The organism is Methylobacterium sp. C1 (assembly GCF_001854385.1).
GTDB lineage: Bacteria > Pseudomonadota > Alphaproteobacteria > Rhizobiales > Beijerinckiaceae > Methylobacterium > Methylobacterium radiotolerans.
Genome location: NZ_CP017640.1, coordinates 30,733 through 46,391, shown reverse-complemented (window position 1 = coordinate 46,391; position 15,659 = coordinate 30,733). Strand labels below are relative to the sequence as shown.

Below are 15,659 nucleotides of genomic sequence, written 5' to 3'. Positions count from 1 at the left end.
CCCGGGACAACGACCGCACGGCCCTTGCATGCCGTGCGCGGGGACAACGCGGGAAGGCAGCGGTCCATGGCGAAGATCAAGGTAGCGAACCCCGTCGTCGAGCTCGACGGCGACGAGATGACCCGGATCATCTGGGCCGAGATCAAGAACAAGCTCATCCACCCCTATCTCGACGTCGACCTCGAGTACTACGACCTCGGCGTCGAGCACCGGGACGCCACCAACGACAAGGTGACGGTGGACGCCGCCGAGGCGATCAAGCGCCACGGCGTCGGCGTGAAGTGCGCCACCATCACCCCCGACGAGCAGCGGGTGCAGGAATTCGGTCTCAAGGAGATGTGGCGCTCGCCCAACGGCACGATCCGCAACATCCTGGGCGGCGTGATCTTCCGGGAGCCGATCATCTGCAAGAACGTGCCCCGCCTCGTGCCCGGCTGGACCCAGCCCTTCGTGATCGGCCGCCACGCCTACGGCGACCAGTACCGCGCCACGGACTTCAAGGTGCCCGGCAAGGGACGCCTGACCATCAAGTTCGAGGGCGATGACGGCACGGTCATCGAGAAGGAGGTGTTCAAGTTCCCCGAGGCCGGCGTCGCCATGTCGATGTACAACCTCGACCAGTCGATCATCGACTTCGCCCGCGCCTCGATGAACTACGGCCTCGCGCGCAAGTACCCGGTCTACCTGTCGACCAAGAACACCATCCTCAAGGCCTATGACGGCCGCTTCAAGGACCTGTTCCAGAAGGTCTACGAGGACGAGTTCGAGGCCAAGTTCAAGGCGCTCGGTATCACCTACGAGCACCGTCTGATCGACGACATGGTGGCCTCGTGCCTGAAGTGGTCGGGCGGCTACGTCTGGGCCTGCAAGAACTACGACGGCGACGTGCAGTCGGACACGGCCGCGCAGGGCTTCGGCTCGCTCGGCCTGATGACCTCGGTGCTGATGACGCCGGACGGCCGGACCGTGGAGGCCGAGGCCGCCCACGGCACCGTCACCCGCCACTACCGCGAGCACCAGAAGGGCCGCGAGACGTCGACCAACTCGATCGCGTCGATCTTCGCCTGGACCCGGGGCCTGTCGCACCGCGCCAAGCTCGACGGCAACGACGATCTGGCGAAGTTCTCCGCCACCCTGGAGAAGGTCTGCGTCGACACGGTCGAGGCCGGCTACATGACCAAGGATCTCGCCCTCCTCGTCGGGCCGGACCAGAAGTGGCTCTCGACCACCGGCTTCCTCGACAAGGTCGATCAGAACCTGAAAACCGCGATGGGCGTCTGAGGCATTAGCCACAACGTGGAGAGCGGCGGGCGTCCTACGGGACGCCCGCCGTTCCCGTATCCGCCTGCCGCCGGCGCCTCAGGCGCCGCTCGCGCGGTCCTGCGGTCCATTCTGGGCCAGGGCCCGGGCGACCTCGAGGAGCAGGAGATCGATGGCGGCCCGCATCAGCGGATCGCCGACCGTGTCGATGAGTTCGCGAACCCGCAGGCACTGCGCGGCGAGCGCGTCCAGCGCGGTATCCTTGCTGTCGAAGATCATGGTCAGGCCACCAGGTAAGCGGGTTCGGAGACGAGGACCGAGCGGCTGTCGCCGCGGACCGCGCGGAGCTTGGCCAGGGTGCGGGCGTCGAACCGGGCGGTCGCCGCCATGATCTCCTCGCCGGCGATCTGGACCGGCAGGCCGAGCGGCTGCGGGCGGAAATGCAGCTGGATGACGTGGATCATGTAGAGGGTTGGCATCTGCAGCAGCAGGCTGTGGACCCCGTGGGCGAGGCCCCACTCGACGATCCCGGTGAGCAGGGCGATCGAGACCGGATTGACGACGCGGCCCTTCGCCCGGTGCGAGCGGGCGACGCCCTGGCGGGTCCATTCCCAGATCTGCGGTCCGACCGGCCGCTCGCCCTCGCAGAGCTGTGGGAGCACGTCCGACAGGAGATGCGGGCGCGTGGTCGGCAGGAGTCGGCTGTAGCCGACGACAGTGTCGTCCTCCATAGCGAGGAAGTGGACCGCGTGCGGCGTGTCGAACTGGTCGATCTCGCGGCCGTCCGGACGGGCCAGCTCGCTCCAACCCTTCTCGCCGACGAAGATGGCGTGGCGCAGGCGCCAAGCCTGCTCCATCGCGTCGGCATAGCGATCCGCGTTGGCGGGTGTGACGATATGGATCACGGGAAAACCTCACGTTGGTCTGACGCGAGTTTTCGTCGTTTCACCGAGGGCTGTGTACTACGAGAAACCGTAGGGTCTGTGAGCCCGCCCTGCTGTGGCACCAAGGACTTGCTGCCATCCGGAACACGTCCGCCCGTGTTAGCCGAGACGGGCGCGGATCGGGTGGCGTGGTCTCTAGGTTATCAGACCGGACCGCAGCGCCTGCGCCACGGTGTGGGCGCGGTTGACGGTGTCGAGCTTCGCGCGGGCCGAGCGCAGATGGTAGTCGACGCCGGCGGCCGTGATGCCCATGACCATGCCGATCTCGACGTCGGTCTTGCCCTCCGCCGCCCACTGCAGGGCTTCGCGCTCCCGCGGCGAGAGGCGCGCCGGCGCCGGGGCGGCCGGCCGGCTGTTCATCAGCAGCAGTTGACCGACCGCGTAGGTCGCCACGAGGTTGACCGCGACGCGCTCGGCCGGATCGATCTCGATCCGCTCCCCCGAGACGCTGATCCCGCCCGGCTCGCCGTCGAGGGTCACGAACGGAACCGTGATGCCCGCGCGGATGCCGAATTCACCGGCCTCGTTCATGACGCGCCCGGCCGTCGGGGTATCCGGCAGCACGGCGCTCCAGTCGAAGGGCGTCGCCGTGGTGCACAGCCGCCGGACCGTGGGATCGTGAAGCGCGTAGCCCTGCGTCACGTACCGGCGGGCCCAGCCCTCCGGCATGGTGCTGGCGAGCACGAACCCGGCGTGCCGCCGCTTCGGCAGGCCGGGGTCCGGGACGATCCCGGCCATGATGTACGAGACTCCGTAGCGGCTGAACGCCTCGACCAGGAGCCGCGCGATCTCGTCGGGCGTGGCCGCACGTTCCAGGTCGCGCAACACGCTGAAGGTCCTGTCCAGGTGCTTAGAATGCGGCATGCCCTAACTCGAAATTGATGCACGCACTGCGACAAATGATGAGTCGAACGCAACCTGAGGATGGCATCGTCGCCCCTGAAAGGCTAGGCTGTCCGCGGAAAGCTCTGCCGTTCAAATCGGTCCAGCGGGCGGAGTGCGAGTTTCAACGGTATGACAGACGATGCGACCCCGCCGACGACACGCTGGCTACTGGAACGGATCGCAGCCACGCTGAACGTCTGTCCGACCTACTTTCTGCAGCCGGACCGGCCGGACGAGACCGCGGCGGATCAGGACGCGCGGGACTGCGCGGAAGTCGCCGCGCTGTTCCGTTCGATCAAGTCGCCGGCGCGCCGCAACGCCGTCCTGAACCTCCTGCGCGAGATGAGCCGCGAGACCTGACGGCGCTCGCCGCGCGGCTGCCGGTTCGCGCGACCCGTCAGGCCGCCACGAGGAGCGCGGCCCCGGCGACGCCCGAGAGAACCAGGCGCAGGCGACCGAGCCAGAGGGGCGCGAGCCCGCGGCGGGGCAGATCCTGATCGATGAGGCCCCAGGCGAGCACGAGTCCGCCGAGGATGCGCAGGTCCCACGGCGCGGGCGCGGCCATCGCGGCCCAGGCCACCAGGGACGGCACGATGGCCACGAGATAATCGCCGTTGCCGGCGTTGCGCGCCGCGGCTGCGCCCCAACGGATCCCGCCCAGGAACGAGGCGATCACCGCGCCGTAGGCCGACAGGATGGTGCGGGGCGACAGGCCGATGCTGCTCAGGCCGCCGTCGGTGCCCGACACCGCCAGGGCCGCGAAGCCCAGGAACGGGATGAGCCCGGCGACACCGAGGACGATGGCGCCGAGCGGGACAGAGTTCCGGTGCGCCATCCATCCTCCGGGCATCGGCAAGGGTTGGCGACCCGTGCGATCCGACCCCCGGTCCGACGCCGCCCTGCCGCAGCGTTCCCGCATCGCGGCGTGGCGGTCAAGGTCGGAGCCGCGGCCGAGCCCCGCGCCGAGACCGGCCTCAGCTCCGACGCGGCGGGGCCGTGAACGGAACGGCGCCGGGCATCGGCGCGCCGAGCAGGGACATCGGCGCGCTGGCCGGCAGCTTCGGCGCGGGCGGCTCGTTGACCGCCGCGTCGATCTTTCGCGGCTTGAAGTTCGCCGCGAGGCTCTTGGCGCTGGCGAGATCGGCAGGGCTCAGCTTGTTGGCCACGTCGTCGCGCTTCTTGCCGGCATCGTCGTCACCCTGGCTCGCGGCGGCGGAGAACCACGCGTAGGACTGGATCAGGTCCTGCGTCAGGCCGAGGCCGCGCGCGTAGAGGACGCCGAGATTGTACTGGCTGTCGCGGACACCGAACTCGGCGCCCTGGCGGAACCACGAGGCCGCGGAGGCGAAGTCCGGCTTACCGTTGGCGGCCGGGTTCTCGGCGTAGAGCACCGCCAGATTGTGCATGGAGCGGGCGTGGCCCTGCTCGGCCGCGCGGCCGTACCAGAGCTTCGCCTTGTCGAGGTCGCGAACGACGCCCGAGCCCTTCTCGTAATGTCCCGCGAGCTTGTACTGGGCGGGCGCGTAACCGGCCGAGGCCAACTTCTCGTAGAGCTTGGCGGCGATCGACAGGTCGCGCGGCATGCCACGGCCGTCGGCCTCGCGGGTGGCGAGGTCCCAGATCGCCGCGCCGTCGCCGTCGAGGGCGGCGAGCTTCACCTTGGCCAGCGCCGGCGGAAGGTTGCCGAGTTCGGCCTGCAGGGTGTTCATCCCGGAGACTTGCGGCACCGCCGACTTGGCGTTGGGCCGGGCTTCCGCGGGAACGGGGCTGGGCAAGGCCTGGGTCGTCGTGGGATCGGCCGGGGCCGGCTTCGCTTCCGCGCTCTCCTTGACCGCATCCTTGGACACGTCCGGAGCGTCTCTCTGGACAGTCGCCGCATCCCCGCGGGACGGCGCCACCTGGCTCGTCGGAGCCGCGGGCCGCGGCTCGTCCGCGCCGCGCATGGTGATCGCCTGGAGCGCCCCCAGGGCCAGCACGATGGCGGCGAGGCCGAGCAGCAGCGGTCGGCGCCGGCGGTCGATCTCGGCGCGCAGGCGGCCGAGGCGTCCGGTCGCGGCACCCTGGAGGGCCGCCACCCGGTCGCCCCTGGCTTCCCGGCGCTCGGCCGGTGCCTCGGCGGCCAGCTCCGCCTGCGCGGCCTGAGCCGCGCGGCGCGCCGCGGCGATGAAGCTGGTCTTGATGTCGGTCTCGGACTTGGCATCGGCCGCGGACCGCGCGGCGGCGACGTCGCCGAGACGCTCCTGCGCGGGCCGGCGGGCGGACGGCTCGCGGGCCGAGCGCGGCTCGCGCGGCGGCCGGCCGCTTCCGGGCTCCAGCAGGTCGTCGGCGAGGCGGGATGCCTCGGCACCGTCGCGCCGCGGCTTGGGGCGCGCCTCGACGGGCGCGAGCGCCACCTCGGGGCTCGTCGACGACATCAGTCGCTCGTCGAGGGACGGAGCCCGCGCCGGGACGGCCTCGGCGGGGCCGAGCCGGACCAGGAGTCGCTCCAGGGCCGACTGCACACCCTCCAGGGTGGCGCCGAGGCGCTGATCGGAGGCAACCTGCCGGGCCTGCATGTCCGCGAGGCTGGCGCGCAGGAGGCCGATCTCCCCGGACTCGGCCGTGCCGAGGCCGGACGTCTGGAGGGTCTGAGCGACCGCGTTGCGGGCGGCCCGCTCCACCACAGCCTCGCTCGGTGCCGTTTCCCGGAGCGCCGTCACCTGCCGCAGCAGGTCGCCCATGGTGCGCTCCAGCCCGGCCAGCGCCGGATCGGCGCTGTGCGGCGCGTCGAGGCGACCGGCCAGGGAGACCACCTGCCGCTCCAGGGCGTCGAGGCCCTCCTGCTCGGAGCGGGTGCCGACCTGATCGACCTTCTCGGCGAGGCTGCGCAGCATGGCGTGGATGGAGGCCATGTCGCCCGAGCGGGCGACACTCGCCTCGCCGGCGCGCTCGGACCAGTCGTCCCGCGCGCAGAGCACGTCGACCTTCTCGGCGAGCGCCTGGATCTGCTCCGCCAATGCCGCAGGCGCGGCGATCTTCACGTCGCTGCGGATCTCCTCCAGGAGCGGACGCAGATCCGGAGCGGCGGCCGTCCGCTGCAGCTGGGCGATCTGCGCGCTCACCGCCTGCAGGCTCTGCGCGAGGCCCTGGATTCGCTCCGGACCGGCGAGCGCGCCGATCTGGCGGCGGATCTCCTCGAGTTCGGCGAACAGGCCCGCGAGCGTGTGGTCATCCGGGCCGGCGGCGCCGGTCGCGGCCGCGGTGTCGAGGCGCTCGGCGAGGCGCCGGACATCCTCCGCGACGCGGCTGTGAACGTTCTCGGCCACCTCCTCGGCGAGGCGCTCGACCTGAGCCCGGACCTGCTCGATCGGCACCGCGATGGCGGTGAGATCGGTCCCCGCCTGGGCGCGCTCGATGCCGCTCGCGAGAGTGACGACGGCCTGCTCGAGGGCGCCGATATCCCGGCTCGTCGCCAACTGGTTGATCGCCTCCCGCAGGCGCGTGGTCTCCTCCTGGAGCTCGAGCAGCGCGGTCGACGGGGCGACGCCCTCCTCGATCCGCGCCTCCAGCCGGCGGGCGAGGTCCAGACGCATGCTGGCGACAACGCCACCATCGGCCGGAGCGGCGGCCGGCGCCGCCTCGGCGCTCTGCGCCAGTTCGCGCTGCCGCTGGCGGATGTCCTGGACGGCGCTGCGGATGTCGGCGGCGGCGGGGCGCGGGCGACGGCCGGGCTGGCGGGTCGCGGCGACCTGCTCGCCGAGCTGGGACATGCGGCGCTCGATGTCGCCGAGCCGCTCGGTCACCTGCTGGACGGGCGCCGCCTTCAGGGCGCGCTCGATGCGCGACTCGATCTCCGCGAGGCGCCGCGCCTCGGCCTCCTGGGCGGCGCGCCGCTCGTAGTCGAGGGCGCGGTCGAGGCCGTCGAGGCGGTCCATCAGAGCGGCGATGCCGTCGCCGTAGCCGTCGGCGCCCTGCGCCGTGCCGTGAGGCCGGTGATCGGGCGAGGCCGGCGGCGGGGATCGCTCGACCGACGCCTCGGGCCGGCTCCCGCCGAGGGCGAGCTGCTCGGCGCGGTGACGCCGCCGGTGCCGGCGATTGCCCTGGCCGGCCGATTGCTGCTGCGGCACCACCGACGCGATCCAGGTCTCGAGCGGCACGCCCGCCCGCGCCGCCACGTCGCGGGCCGCGTCGAGCACCTCGGGATCGAAACTGTCGAGCTGCGGCATCGCGTTGCGGGTCATCGGTGGCCTGTCGTCGGCAGCGTTCGGCGTCCGTTTCCTCGGCGCAGAGCGGGACCGGAATTCGGTATCCACGGACGCACGCGTCGGATCGTTCGAGCGTGACCATTAACTTTCTTGGTAAACACGAAGTTAAGGTTTGCTGGGCCCGGTAATGGCTGCGACCAACCCGCTGCGAGGAACGGCCGCGCGTGTCGCGCGATGGGCGGGCGGAGCCGTTGCTCCGCGGGCAGCGTGGCGTTTACATGCGGCCAACGCGGCGGGCCGTTCCGACAGGCCCGCACCAGACGGGGGAAGCCAGAGATGCCGCAGTATCGCGCTCCGGTCGAGGATACGCTGTTCTTGCTCACCGACGTCCTCGGCTTCCACGCCCGGGACAACTTGGCGGGCTTCGCCGACGCCTCGCCCGACGTGGTCGAGGCCGTCCTGCGCGAGGGCGCGAAGCTCGCCGAGGAGGTGCTCGCCCCGCTCAACCGCACGGGCGACGTCGAGGGCTGTCGCCGCGAGGCCGACGGCACGGTGCGCACGCCGAGCGGATTCAAGGCCGCCTACGACACATACGCCAGCGGCGGCTGGATGGGCCTGTCGGTGCCCGAGGCCTATGGCGGCCAGGGGCTGCCCCACACCCTCAACACGGCGATCCAGGAATTCGCCTCGGGCGCGAACCTCGCCTTCGGCATGTATCCCGGCCTGACGCAGGGCGCGATGGCGGCCCTGCTGGTCCACGGCTCGGAGGAGCAGAAGGCGCTGTACCTGCCCAAGATGGTCGAGGGCGCGTGGACCGGCACCATGAACCTGACCGAGCCGCATTGCGGCACGGATCTCGGCCTGCTCAAGACCAAGGCCGTGCCGAACGGCGACGGCTCCTACAGCATCACCGGCACCAAGATCTTCATCTCGGCCGGCGAGCACGATCTCGCCGAGAACATCGTGCACCTCGTCATCGCCCGGATCGAGGGGGCGCCCGCCGGCACCAAGGGCATCTCGCTCTTCGTGGTGCCGAAATTCCTCGTGAACGCCGACGGGTCCCTCGGGGCGCGCAACGGCGTGTCCTGCGGTTCCCTCGAGCACAAGATGGGCATCCACGGCAACGCCACCTGCGTGATGAACTATGACGGGGCGACGGGCTGGCTCGTGGGCCAGGAGAATCGCGGCCTCAACGCCATGTTCGTGATGATGAACGAGGCGCGGCTCGCCGTCGGCGTCCAGGGCCTCGGCCAGTCCGAAGTCGCCTACCAGAACGCGGCCGCCTACGCGAAGGACCGGCTGCAGGGCCGGGCTCTGACCGGCGCCAAGGCGCCCGAGAAGGCCGCCGACCCGATCATCGTCCACCCCGACGTGCGCCGCACGCTGATGCAGATCCGCGCCTTCAACGAGGCGGCCCGGGCCCTCATGCTCTGGACCGCGCTCCAGGCCGACATCCTGCACCGCTCCGAGGACGCCAAGGAGCGGCAGGCCGCCGACGACCACCTCGGCCTGATGACCCCGGTGGTGAAGGGCGTGTTCACCGATCGCGGCTTCGCCAACGCGGTCGAGGCCCAGCAGCTCCTCGGCGGCCACGGCTACATCGAGGAATGGGGCATGTCGCAGTTCGTGCGCGACGCCCGCATCGCCATGATCTACGAGGGCGCCAACGGCATCCAGGCCATGGACCTGATCGGCCGCAAGCTGCCGAAGGACGGCGGCCGGGCGATGATGACCTTCCTGGGCGAGGTTCAGACCTTCCTGAAGGACCACGGCGAGGATCCCGCCATGGCGCCGTTCACCAAGCCGCTCCAGGCCGGGCTGAACGACCTCCAGGGCGCCGTGATGTGGCTGATGCAGAACGCGTTCAGCAAGCCCGACAATGCCGGGGCCGGCGCCACCGACTTCATGCACCTCTTCGGCCTCGTGGCCCTGGGCTACATGTGGGCGCGGATCGCCAAGGCAGCCCAGGCCAAGCACGCGGAGGCACCCTCCCCGCGCTGGGAGTCGAAGCTGACGAGCGGCCGGTTCTTCATGGAGCGGATGCTTCCTGAGACCGCCCTGCGTCTCGGCCGGATCAAGGCCGGTGCGGACAGCACCATGGCGCTGGAGGCGGAGGCCTTCTGAGCCTCGCCGGCCGTCGCGCCACACGCGACGGCCGGCGAGGCGGCGTCAGCTTCGTTCCGCCGGCACCGTCGTCGCCCGCGCAGCGAACATCGCGCACGCCGCGAAACCCGGGCGGCGGGCGACGTCGAGCCCGGACGCGCCGCCGCGGTCGCCTCGCGGCGATCGCCGGTCTCGGCGCGGCCGGGCCGTCCGGCGTCGGCTCGTCAGCCCCCGAGAGCGGCGTCGAGATCGTCGATCAGGTCGGCCGGATCCTCCAGGCCGATCGACAGCCGCACCACGTCGGGTCCCGCGCCCGCGGCGGTCTTCTGCGCGTCGGTGAGCTGGCGGTGGGTCGTCGAGGCCGGGTGGATGATCAGCGAGCGGGTGTCGCCGATATTGGCGAGGTGCGAGAACAGCTGGAGACTCGACACGAGCTTGACGCCCGCGTCGTAGCCGCCCTTCAGCCCGAAGGTGAAGACGGCGCCGGCGCCGTTCGGCGTGTAGCGCCGCGCGAGCTGATGGTAGCGGTCGGTCTCCAGGCCGGGATAGCTCACCCACGACACCGCCGGATGCGTCGACAGGTGCTTGGCTACCGTCAGCGCGTTGTCGGAGTGCCGCTGCATGCGCAGCGGCAGCGTCTCGATGCCGTTCAGGATCAGGAAGGCGTTGAACGGCGACAGCGCCGGCCCGAGATCGCGCAGGCCCAGCACACGGCAGGCGATGGCGAAGCCGAAATTGCCGAAGGTCTCGGCCAGCACCATGCCGGAATATTCCGGCCGCGGCTGGCTCATCATCGGGTAGCGCGCGTCACCGGCCCACTGGAACGTGCCGCCGTCGACGATCAGGCCGCCGATCGAGTTGCCGTGGCCGCCGAGGAACTTGGTGGCCGAGTGCACCACGATGTCGGCGCCGTGCTCGAAGGGTCGGATCAGGTACGGCGTCGCCATGGTGTTGTCGACGACGAGCGGGATGTTGTGCCTCTTGGCGATCTGCGAGAGCGCCGCGAGGTCGGTGATGACGCCGCCGGGATTGGCGATCGATTCGCAGAAGATCGCCTTGGTGCGCGGCGTGATCGCCGCCTCGAAGGAGGCGGGGTCGTCGTTGTCGGCCCAGGCCACCGACCAGCCGAAGTTCTTGTACGAGTGGTTGAACTGGTTGATCGAGCCGCCGTACAGCTTGTTCGAGGCCACGAACTCGTCGCCCGGCTGCATCAGGGCGTGCATGGTCAGAAACTCGGCCGCGTGGCCGGAGGCGACCGCCAGGGCGGCGGTCCCGCCCTCCAACGCCGCGATGCGCTCCTCCAGCACGGCGTTCGTCGGGTTGGTGATCCGCGTGTAGATGTTGCCGAAGGCCTGAAGACCGAACAGCGACGCGGCGTGGTCGACGTCGTCGAACACGAAGCTGGTGGTCTGGTAGATCGGCGTGGCCCGTGCGCCGGTGGCCGCGTCGGGGGCGGCACCCGCGTGGATCGCCAGCGTGTTAAAGCCGGGCAGGCGGTCGGACATCGTCGGGTCTCCTCAGAGCACCCGAGCCTGTACGCCCGCCCGGGTTTGCGGCGCAAGACTCGCCCGCGGCCGCGCGTGCCGCAATCCCTAGGCGTCCGGCCGATGGCCGATATCGATATGCGGCTGACCCGCATCGACCAGGGCGCGGTCCACGGCCTCGATGGCGAGCAGGGTCCGGGTCAGGTCCTCCGCCATGGAGATCGGCGCCAGGTCGAGGCCGCCCAGGCGCCGCGCGATGGCGTTCCGCTGGCGGGTCAGAGCGGCGCGCGCCCGGTTCAGATCCTCGATCTCGTCGGCGGTCATCCGCGCTCCATCTCGTCAGGGGTCCCGTGCCGTGCTCAGGCGCCCGGCGTCCAGTCGATGTTCGGCCGCTGGGCCAACATGCGCTCGAAGTAGTTGGCGACGGCCTGCGCTCCGTCCGTGTGCATCATCGCGACGGGATGCGCGAGATAGGCGCGGGCGAGATCGACGGGGATCCGGCCAGCCTGGAGCGCGCTCAGCACCTCGTCGATGAAGGCGTCGTTGGCCTCGTTGAAGTCGTTCGACAGCTTCTTGCGGTCGTTGAGGGCCTTGATCGGCATGCAGCATCCTTGTCGCTCGGCGCCGGGGCCACGCCCGGCCGGAAGGCTCGGCCCGAACCGGGCCGCGGCGGGAAAGGTCCCGGCCACAGAGCCCGACAAACAGGCCCGATCCGCGTGCGCGGCCACACCGCTCGGTAACCGTCCACACGCGAGGTGTGGAGCGGAGTCGCGCCCTCGGGCGTTTATCGCGCATGACGACCGAAATCACGCGCTCTCACACCGTCGAGATCGTTCCGTGCGTGGACGATCCCCGCTGTTTCCGTTGGGTCATCCGGAGCCGCGGCGGCGCCGTGGTCGAATACTCGCCCTACGCGTTCGTAACGCAGAACGGGGCCCGGATATCCGGTGAATGCTGGATGCGCGAGCATTTCGCCGACGGCCAGCCGGCCTAGGCGCAAATCCGGCTCGCGACACACAGCCCTTGCCGCGTATCTCTCGGCGCGGCTCCCAAGGGGTGCCCCGCCCGGCGCGGCGGCCGGCTTGCCGCGCGCCGTCCTCCGATCCGGACGCAGAATACAACCTCGTCGATGCTCAAGACCCGTAAGGCATCGGTTAAGCATTGTTTCGTCGCGCGCGTTCCTTTGTCAGAACTTTAATCACGGCCACCCAGTATCGCACCGTTTCTGTTTCGGGCCAGGGTGCGAACGATGTTGAGCGGCGACGGAACGGTCCGGCACGACGATGCCGCGTCGCATATGGGCGCCGTGACGTCCATCGAGGGATCGAAGGTCCATCTGGAACTCACCGTTCTGAACGGGCGGCCGCGGGTGCGCGTCACCGTCGGCAACCTGGTCCGGATCCGGGCCGGCGACGCTGTCCTCGTCGGCATCGTCACCACGCTCTCCTCGGGCAGCGAGCGCGGCCATCGGCCGGGTGCCTACGCGAGCCTCGACCTGCTCGGCGAGATCGTCGCGGGACGCGACGCGCGCCGCTTCAGCCGCGGCGTGACCTGCTACCCCGCGATCGGCGACACCGTCGAACTCCTGTCCGCCGCCGACCTCCGGATCGTCCACCAGGTTTCTGCGACCAACACGGCAGCCGTCGGCGCGCTCTATCAGGACCCCGACACCCCGGCCTGCATCAAGATCGACGACCTGCTCTCCAAGCACTTCGCGGTGCTCGGCGCCACCGGCGTCGGCAAGTCCAGCGGCGTGACGGTCATCCTGGACGAGGTGATGCGGGCGCGGCCAGCCGTGCGCGTCTTCCTGCTGGACGTGCACAACGAGTACGCTGCCAGCTTCGGCGACCGCGCGAGCGTCATCAGCCCGCGGACCCTCAAGCTGCCGTTCTGGCTGTTCAACCTGGAGGAAATCGCCGACGTCATCTACGGCGGACGTCCGGCCGTGGACGAGGAGATCGAGATCCTGGCCGAGGTGATCCCCCTCGCGAAGAGCAAGTACGGGCAGTACAAGGAGGCGAGCGACCGCCAGATCGTCAAGCGGTCGTTCGGCAAGGGCGCCGGCTACACGGTCGACACGCCCGTCCCGTACATGCTGCAGGACCTGCTCGCGCTCATCGACGAGCGGATGGGGCGGCTCGAGAACCGCGTCTCCCGGATGCACTATCACCGGCTGATCAGCCGGATCGAGGCGATCCGGAACGATCCCCGGCACGGCTTCATGTTCGACAACGCCAATGTCGGCGGCGACATGATGGGCGAGATCCTGGCGCACCTGTTCCGGCTCGATCCCGACGGGCGGCCGATGACGATCATGCAGCTCGCCGGCTTGCCGATGGAGGTCGTGGACGCCGTCGTGTGCGTCCTGTGCCGCCTCGCCTTCGAGTTCGGCATCTGGAGTGAGGGCGCCGTCCCGCTGCTGTTCGTCTGCGAGGAGGCCCACCGCTTCGCCTCGGCCGACCGCTCGGTCGGCTTCACGCCGACGCGTCGCGCCCTGGCACGGATCGCCCGCGAGGGCCGCAAACACGGCGTCCATCTCGGCCTCGTCACCCAGCGCCCGGCCGAGCTCGACGCGACGATCATGTCGCAGTGCAGCACCCTGTTCGCCATGCGGATGACCAACGCGCGCGACCAGGCGTTCCTGGCCGCCGCGGTGTCGGACGCCACCAACCTGCTCACCTTCGTCCCGTCTCTGGGCACCGGCGAGGTCATCGCCTTCGGCGAGGGGGTCCCGATTCCGGCCCGCATGACCTTCCGGCCGCTGCCGTCGGCGCGTCACCCGCGCAACGACGCGAGCGGCCGCGCCGCCGAGGACGGCGCCACCGTCGCCGGCGCGGCCTTCGTCGGCGCCGTGGTCGAGCGCTGGCGGGGCGCCACCATGAACAAGCTCGCCGGACACGATGCGGATCCCGGCGCGGCGGCGCGCCTCGGTCGCGAGACGGGCCCGGACGGCGCCCAGGGCGCCGCCCTCGAGCAGATGCACCGCCGGCTGCTCCGTCGCCCCCCCGAGACCGGCGATCAGGCCCCGACCGGCGGCCAGGCCGGCGCCCAGCCCGCCAAGTCCCTGTGGCAGCAGGGCGGGGCATGAGCGAGCCCGATTTTCCGGAGCGTCAGACCCTGCTCGAGGCTGCCATCCAGGCGCTTCCGGTCGGCGTCGTGGTCCGTGATGGCCAGGGTCACTGCATCCTGGCCAACGCCGCCGCGCGCGCCCTCGGGGACAGGGCCGTCGCGGCGCTGCCCGCCGCGCCGTGTGACGCCCGGGATACCGCGGCCGTCGAGGCCGTCGACGACCGGATGTTCGAGGTGCGGACGCGGCCGGTCGCCGGGGGCCGGGACGCCTTCACGCTCACGACCCTGACCGACGTCACGCACCATCACCGGATCCAGCGTGAGCTGATCACCAAGGCCTTCATCGACGCCCTCACCGGCCTGCCCAACCGGACGATGTTCGAGCAGAGCATCGCGGATGTCCTGGCAGGATCGGCGCCGGGGGACCGGTTCGCCCTGGCGTTCATCGATCTCGACAACTTCAAGCACATCAACGACTACTACAGCCACGCCGCGGGCGACGCCCTGCTGCGCAAGATGTCCGACCGGATCGGCGGCGCCCTGCGCCCGAGCGACCTCCTGGCCCGGATCGGCGGCGACGAGTTCGTGCTCCTGCTCGCCCCGATCACCGATCGGGACGAGGCGCTGTCCGCCGTGCGCGCCATCTCGGAGCGCCTGAAGCAGCCGTTCTTCATCGACGGGCACGAGATCTTCGCCTCCGCCTCCATCGGACTCAGCCTCTTCCCGGAGCACGGCGACAGCTACGAGACCCTCGCCCGGCAGGCCGACAACGCGATGTACCGGGTGAAGGGCGAGTTGAAGGGCGGCGTCAGCCTCTTCGACGACGCGATGAGCCAGGCCGCCACGGCCCGCATGGCCGTGGAGCAGCGCCTCCGACTGGCGATCCGCGACCGCTGCTTCTGCTGCGCCTTCCAGCCGAAGGTCGACATGCGCTCCCACGCGGTCACGGGCGTCGAGGTGCTGCTGCGCTGGCGCGACGAGCTCGGCATGATCCAGGCCCCGGGCGACTTCATCGCCCTGGCCATCGAGCTGGGGCTGATCAACGAGATTACCCTCCAGCTCCTCTCCGAGACCGTTCAGGCGATGCCCGACATCGACGAGGTGTTCGGACCCGACGTCACCGTGAGCCTCAACATCGCCGCCAAGCAGGCCTGCGACGTGCCGTTCATGACCGCCTTCTGCGCCTCGCTGGGCGAGACCGGCCTCGCGGAGCGCTTCGTCCTCGAACTGACAGAGGAGGCCTTCTTCACGACAGGCCGCTTCCAGAGCGAGGTTCTGCCGAAGATCCGGGCGATCGGCGCGCGGGTCTCGATCGACGATTTCGGCGTCGGCTACTCGTCCCTCGCGGCCCTGGCCGACATCACCGCGGACGAGCTCAAGATCGATCGCTCGTTCATCACCGACATCGATAAGCGACCGCGCAGCCAGATCGTCCTGAAGGCGATCGAGTCGCTCGGCGCGGCCCTCGGCATGACGGTCGTCGCCGAGGGCGTCGAGACCTTCGAGGAAGTCGCCTACCTGCTCGGCGCGACGCAGATCCGCTGCGCCCAGGGCTACTACTTCGCCCGCCCGCTCCTGCTCGACCAGATCCGGCAGGCCCAGCCGCCGCGCGTGTCCGGGACGCGCGGCCCCGCCACGCGCAGCCGCGCCTCGGACCTGCGCGCACCCGGCCTGATGCGGCGCGCCTGACTTCCGCCCCGCGGCGCGACTGCCGACAGCCTCCGACCGGC

General features: G+C 70.6%; 14 protein-coding genes. 6 read left to right on the top strand and 8 right to left on the bottom strand.

Annotated features, from left to right (window positions below; genetic code table 11):
* The first annotated feature begins 66 nt into the window (after positions 1-66).
* The gene (locus BKE41_RS00205; RefSeq protein ID WP_012322646.1) at positions 67-1,281 is read left to right on the top strand and encodes an NADP-dependent isocitrate dehydrogenase; all 1,215 of its coding nucleotides are present in this window, start codon (positions 67-69) and stop codon (positions 1,279-1,281) included.
* Positions 1,282-1,359: 78 nt separating this feature from the next.
* Here the strand turns inward: BKE41_RS00205 and BKE41_RS00200 are convergent, their stop codons facing one another.
* The 3 genes from BKE41_RS00200 to BKE41_RS00190 form a co-directional block, all read right to left on the bottom strand.
* Positions 1,360-1,539, bottom strand: a complete 180-nt coding sequence (locus tag BKE41_RS00200) for a hypothetical protein (RefSeq protein WP_012322645.1) — start codon at positions 1,537-1,539, stop codon at positions 1,360-1,362.
* A 2-nt stretch (positions 1,540-1,541) separates the two neighbouring features.
* Positions 1,542-2,165, bottom strand: coding sequence for an acyl-homoserine-lactone synthase (locus BKE41_RS00195; RefSeq protein ID WP_012322644.1), 624 nt, complete (start codon positions 2,163-2,165; stop codon positions 1,542-1,544).
* Positions 2,166-2,339: 174 nt separating this feature from the next.
* Positions 2,340-3,032, bottom strand: a complete 693-nt coding sequence (locus BKE41_RS00190; protein WP_245295872.1) for an autoinducer binding domain-containing protein — start codon at positions 3,030-3,032, stop codon at positions 2,340-2,342.
* A gap of 186 nt (positions 3,033-3,218) precedes the next feature.
* Here BKE41_RS00190 and BKE41_RS00185 point away from each other — a divergent pair, with 186 nt between their 5' ends.
* Positions 3,219-3,449 (top strand): hypothetical protein, encoded by a 231-nt coding sequence (locus BKE41_RS00185; protein WP_012322642.1) that lies wholly within the window; start codon positions 3,219-3,221, stop codon positions 3,447-3,449.
* A gap of 37 nt (positions 3,450-3,486) precedes the next feature.
* Here the strand turns inward: BKE41_RS00185 and BKE41_RS00180 are convergent, their stop codons facing one another.
* On the bottom strand, positions 3,487-3,924 hold the full coding sequence (locus BKE41_RS00180) for a DUF3429 domain-containing protein (protein ID WP_012322641.1): 438 nt from the start codon (positions 3,922-3,924) through the stop codon (positions 3,487-3,489).
* A gap of 139 nt (positions 3,925-4,063) precedes the next feature.
* Positions 4,064-7,309 (bottom strand): SEL1-like repeat protein, encoded by a 3,246-nt coding sequence (locus BKE41_RS00175; protein ID WP_070998228.1) that lies wholly within the window; start codon positions 7,307-7,309, stop codon positions 4,064-4,066.
* A gap of 300 nt (positions 7,310-7,609) precedes the next feature.
* Between BKE41_RS00175 and BKE41_RS00170 the strand changes: the two genes are divergently transcribed.
* Entirely contained in the window at positions 7,610-9,397 is a 1,788-nt protein-coding gene (locus tag BKE41_RS00170) for an acyl-CoA dehydrogenase C-terminal domain-containing protein (RefSeq protein ID WP_024827931.1), read from the top strand.
* 203 nt (positions 9,398-9,600) lie between these two features.
* On the opposite strand, the gene BKE41_RS00165 is transcribed toward BKE41_RS00170, so the two are convergent.
* From BKE41_RS00165 to BKE41_RS00155, 3 genes are all read right to left on the bottom strand, one after another.
* Complete coding sequence (locus tag BKE41_RS00165; RefSeq protein WP_012322638.1) at positions 9,601-10,881, bottom strand: O-acetylhomoserine aminocarboxypropyltransferase; 1,281 nt, start codon at positions 10,879-10,881, stop codon at positions 9,601-9,603.
* An 87-nt stretch (positions 10,882-10,968) separates the two neighbouring features.
* Complete coding sequence (locus BKE41_RS00160; protein WP_012322637.1) at positions 10,969-11,184, bottom strand: hypothetical protein; 216 nt, start codon at positions 11,182-11,184, stop codon at positions 10,969-10,971.
* A 35-nt stretch (positions 11,185-11,219) separates the two neighbouring features.
* Positions 11,220-11,462, bottom strand: coding sequence for a hypothetical protein (locus BKE41_RS00155; protein WP_029361116.1), 243 nt, complete (start codon positions 11,460-11,462; stop codon positions 11,220-11,222).
* 191 nt (positions 11,463-11,653) lie between these two features.
* Here BKE41_RS00155 and BKE41_RS00150 point away from each other — a divergent pair, with 191 nt between their 5' ends.
* The 3 genes from BKE41_RS00150 to BKE41_RS00140 all read left to right on the top strand — a co-directional run bounded on the left by BKE41_RS00150 (position 11,654) and on the right by BKE41_RS00140 (position 15,618).
* A complete protein-coding gene (locus BKE41_RS00150; RefSeq protein ID WP_070998226.1) occupies positions 11,654-11,854 on the top strand; it encodes a hypothetical protein in 201 nt (66 codons plus the stop codon).
* 255 nt (positions 11,855-12,109) lie between these two features.
* Positions 12,110-13,948, top strand: coding sequence for an ATP-binding protein (locus tag BKE41_RS00145; protein WP_029361117.1), 1,839 nt, complete (start codon positions 12,110-12,112; stop codon positions 13,946-13,948).
* Positions 13,945-15,618 carry an EAL domain-containing protein gene (locus tag BKE41_RS00140; protein ID WP_070998225.1) on the top strand — a complete coding sequence of 558 codons (1,674 nt, stop codon included), beginning with the start codon at positions 13,945-13,947 and terminating at the stop codon, positions 15,616-15,618. Before BKE41_RS00145 ends, BKE41_RS00140 begins: the two co-directional genes overlap by 4 nt.
* Positions 15,619-15,659: the final 41 nt, after the last annotated feature.

Excerpts from the sequence above, each read along its gene's own strand:
- BKE41_RS00205 (WP_012322646.1), top strand. The coding sequence starts at position 67 with ATGGCGAAGATCAAGGTAGCGAACCCCGTCGTCGAGCTCGACGGCGAC.
- BKE41_RS00200 (WP_012322645.1), bottom strand. The coding sequence starts at position 1,539 with ATGATCTTCGACAGCAAGGATACCGCGCTGGACGCGCTCGCCGCGCAG.
- BKE41_RS00185 (WP_012322642.1), top strand. The coding sequence starts at position 3,219 with ATGACAGACGATGCGACCCCGCCGACGACACGCTGGCTACTGGAACGG.
- BKE41_RS00180 (WP_012322641.1), bottom strand. The coding sequence starts at position 3,924 with ATGGCGCACCGGAACTCTGTCCCGCTCGGCGCCATCGTCCTCGGTGTC.
- BKE41_RS00175 (WP_070998228.1), bottom strand. The coding sequence starts at position 7,309 with ATGACCCGCAACGCGATGCCGCAGCTCGACAGTTTCGATCCCGAGGTG.
- BKE41_RS00170 (WP_024827931.1), top strand. The coding sequence starts at position 7,610 with ATGCCGCAGTATCGCGCTCCGGTCGAGGATACGCTGTTCTTGCTCACC.
- BKE41_RS00165 (WP_012322638.1), bottom strand. The coding sequence starts at position 10,881 with ATGTCCGACCGCCTGCCCGGCTTTAACACGCTGGCGATCCACGCGGGT.
- BKE41_RS00160 (WP_012322637.1), bottom strand. The coding sequence starts at position 11,184 with ATGACCGCCGACGAGATCGAGGATCTGAACCGGGCGCGCGCCGCTCTG.
- BKE41_RS00155 (WP_029361116.1), bottom strand. The coding sequence starts at position 11,462 with ATGCCGATCAAGGCCCTCAACGACCGCAAGAAGCTGTCGAACGACTTC.
- BKE41_RS00150 (WP_070998226.1), top strand. The coding sequence starts at position 11,654 with ATGACGACCGAAATCACGCGCTCTCACACCGTCGAGATCGTTCCGTGC.
- BKE41_RS00145 (WP_029361117.1), top strand. The coding sequence starts at position 12,110 with ATGTTGAGCGGCGACGGAACGGTCCGGCACGACGATGCCGCGTCGCAT.
- BKE41_RS00140 (WP_070998225.1), top strand. The coding sequence starts at position 13,945 with ATGAGCGAGCCCGATTTTCCGGAGCGTCAGACCCTGCTCGAGGCTGCC.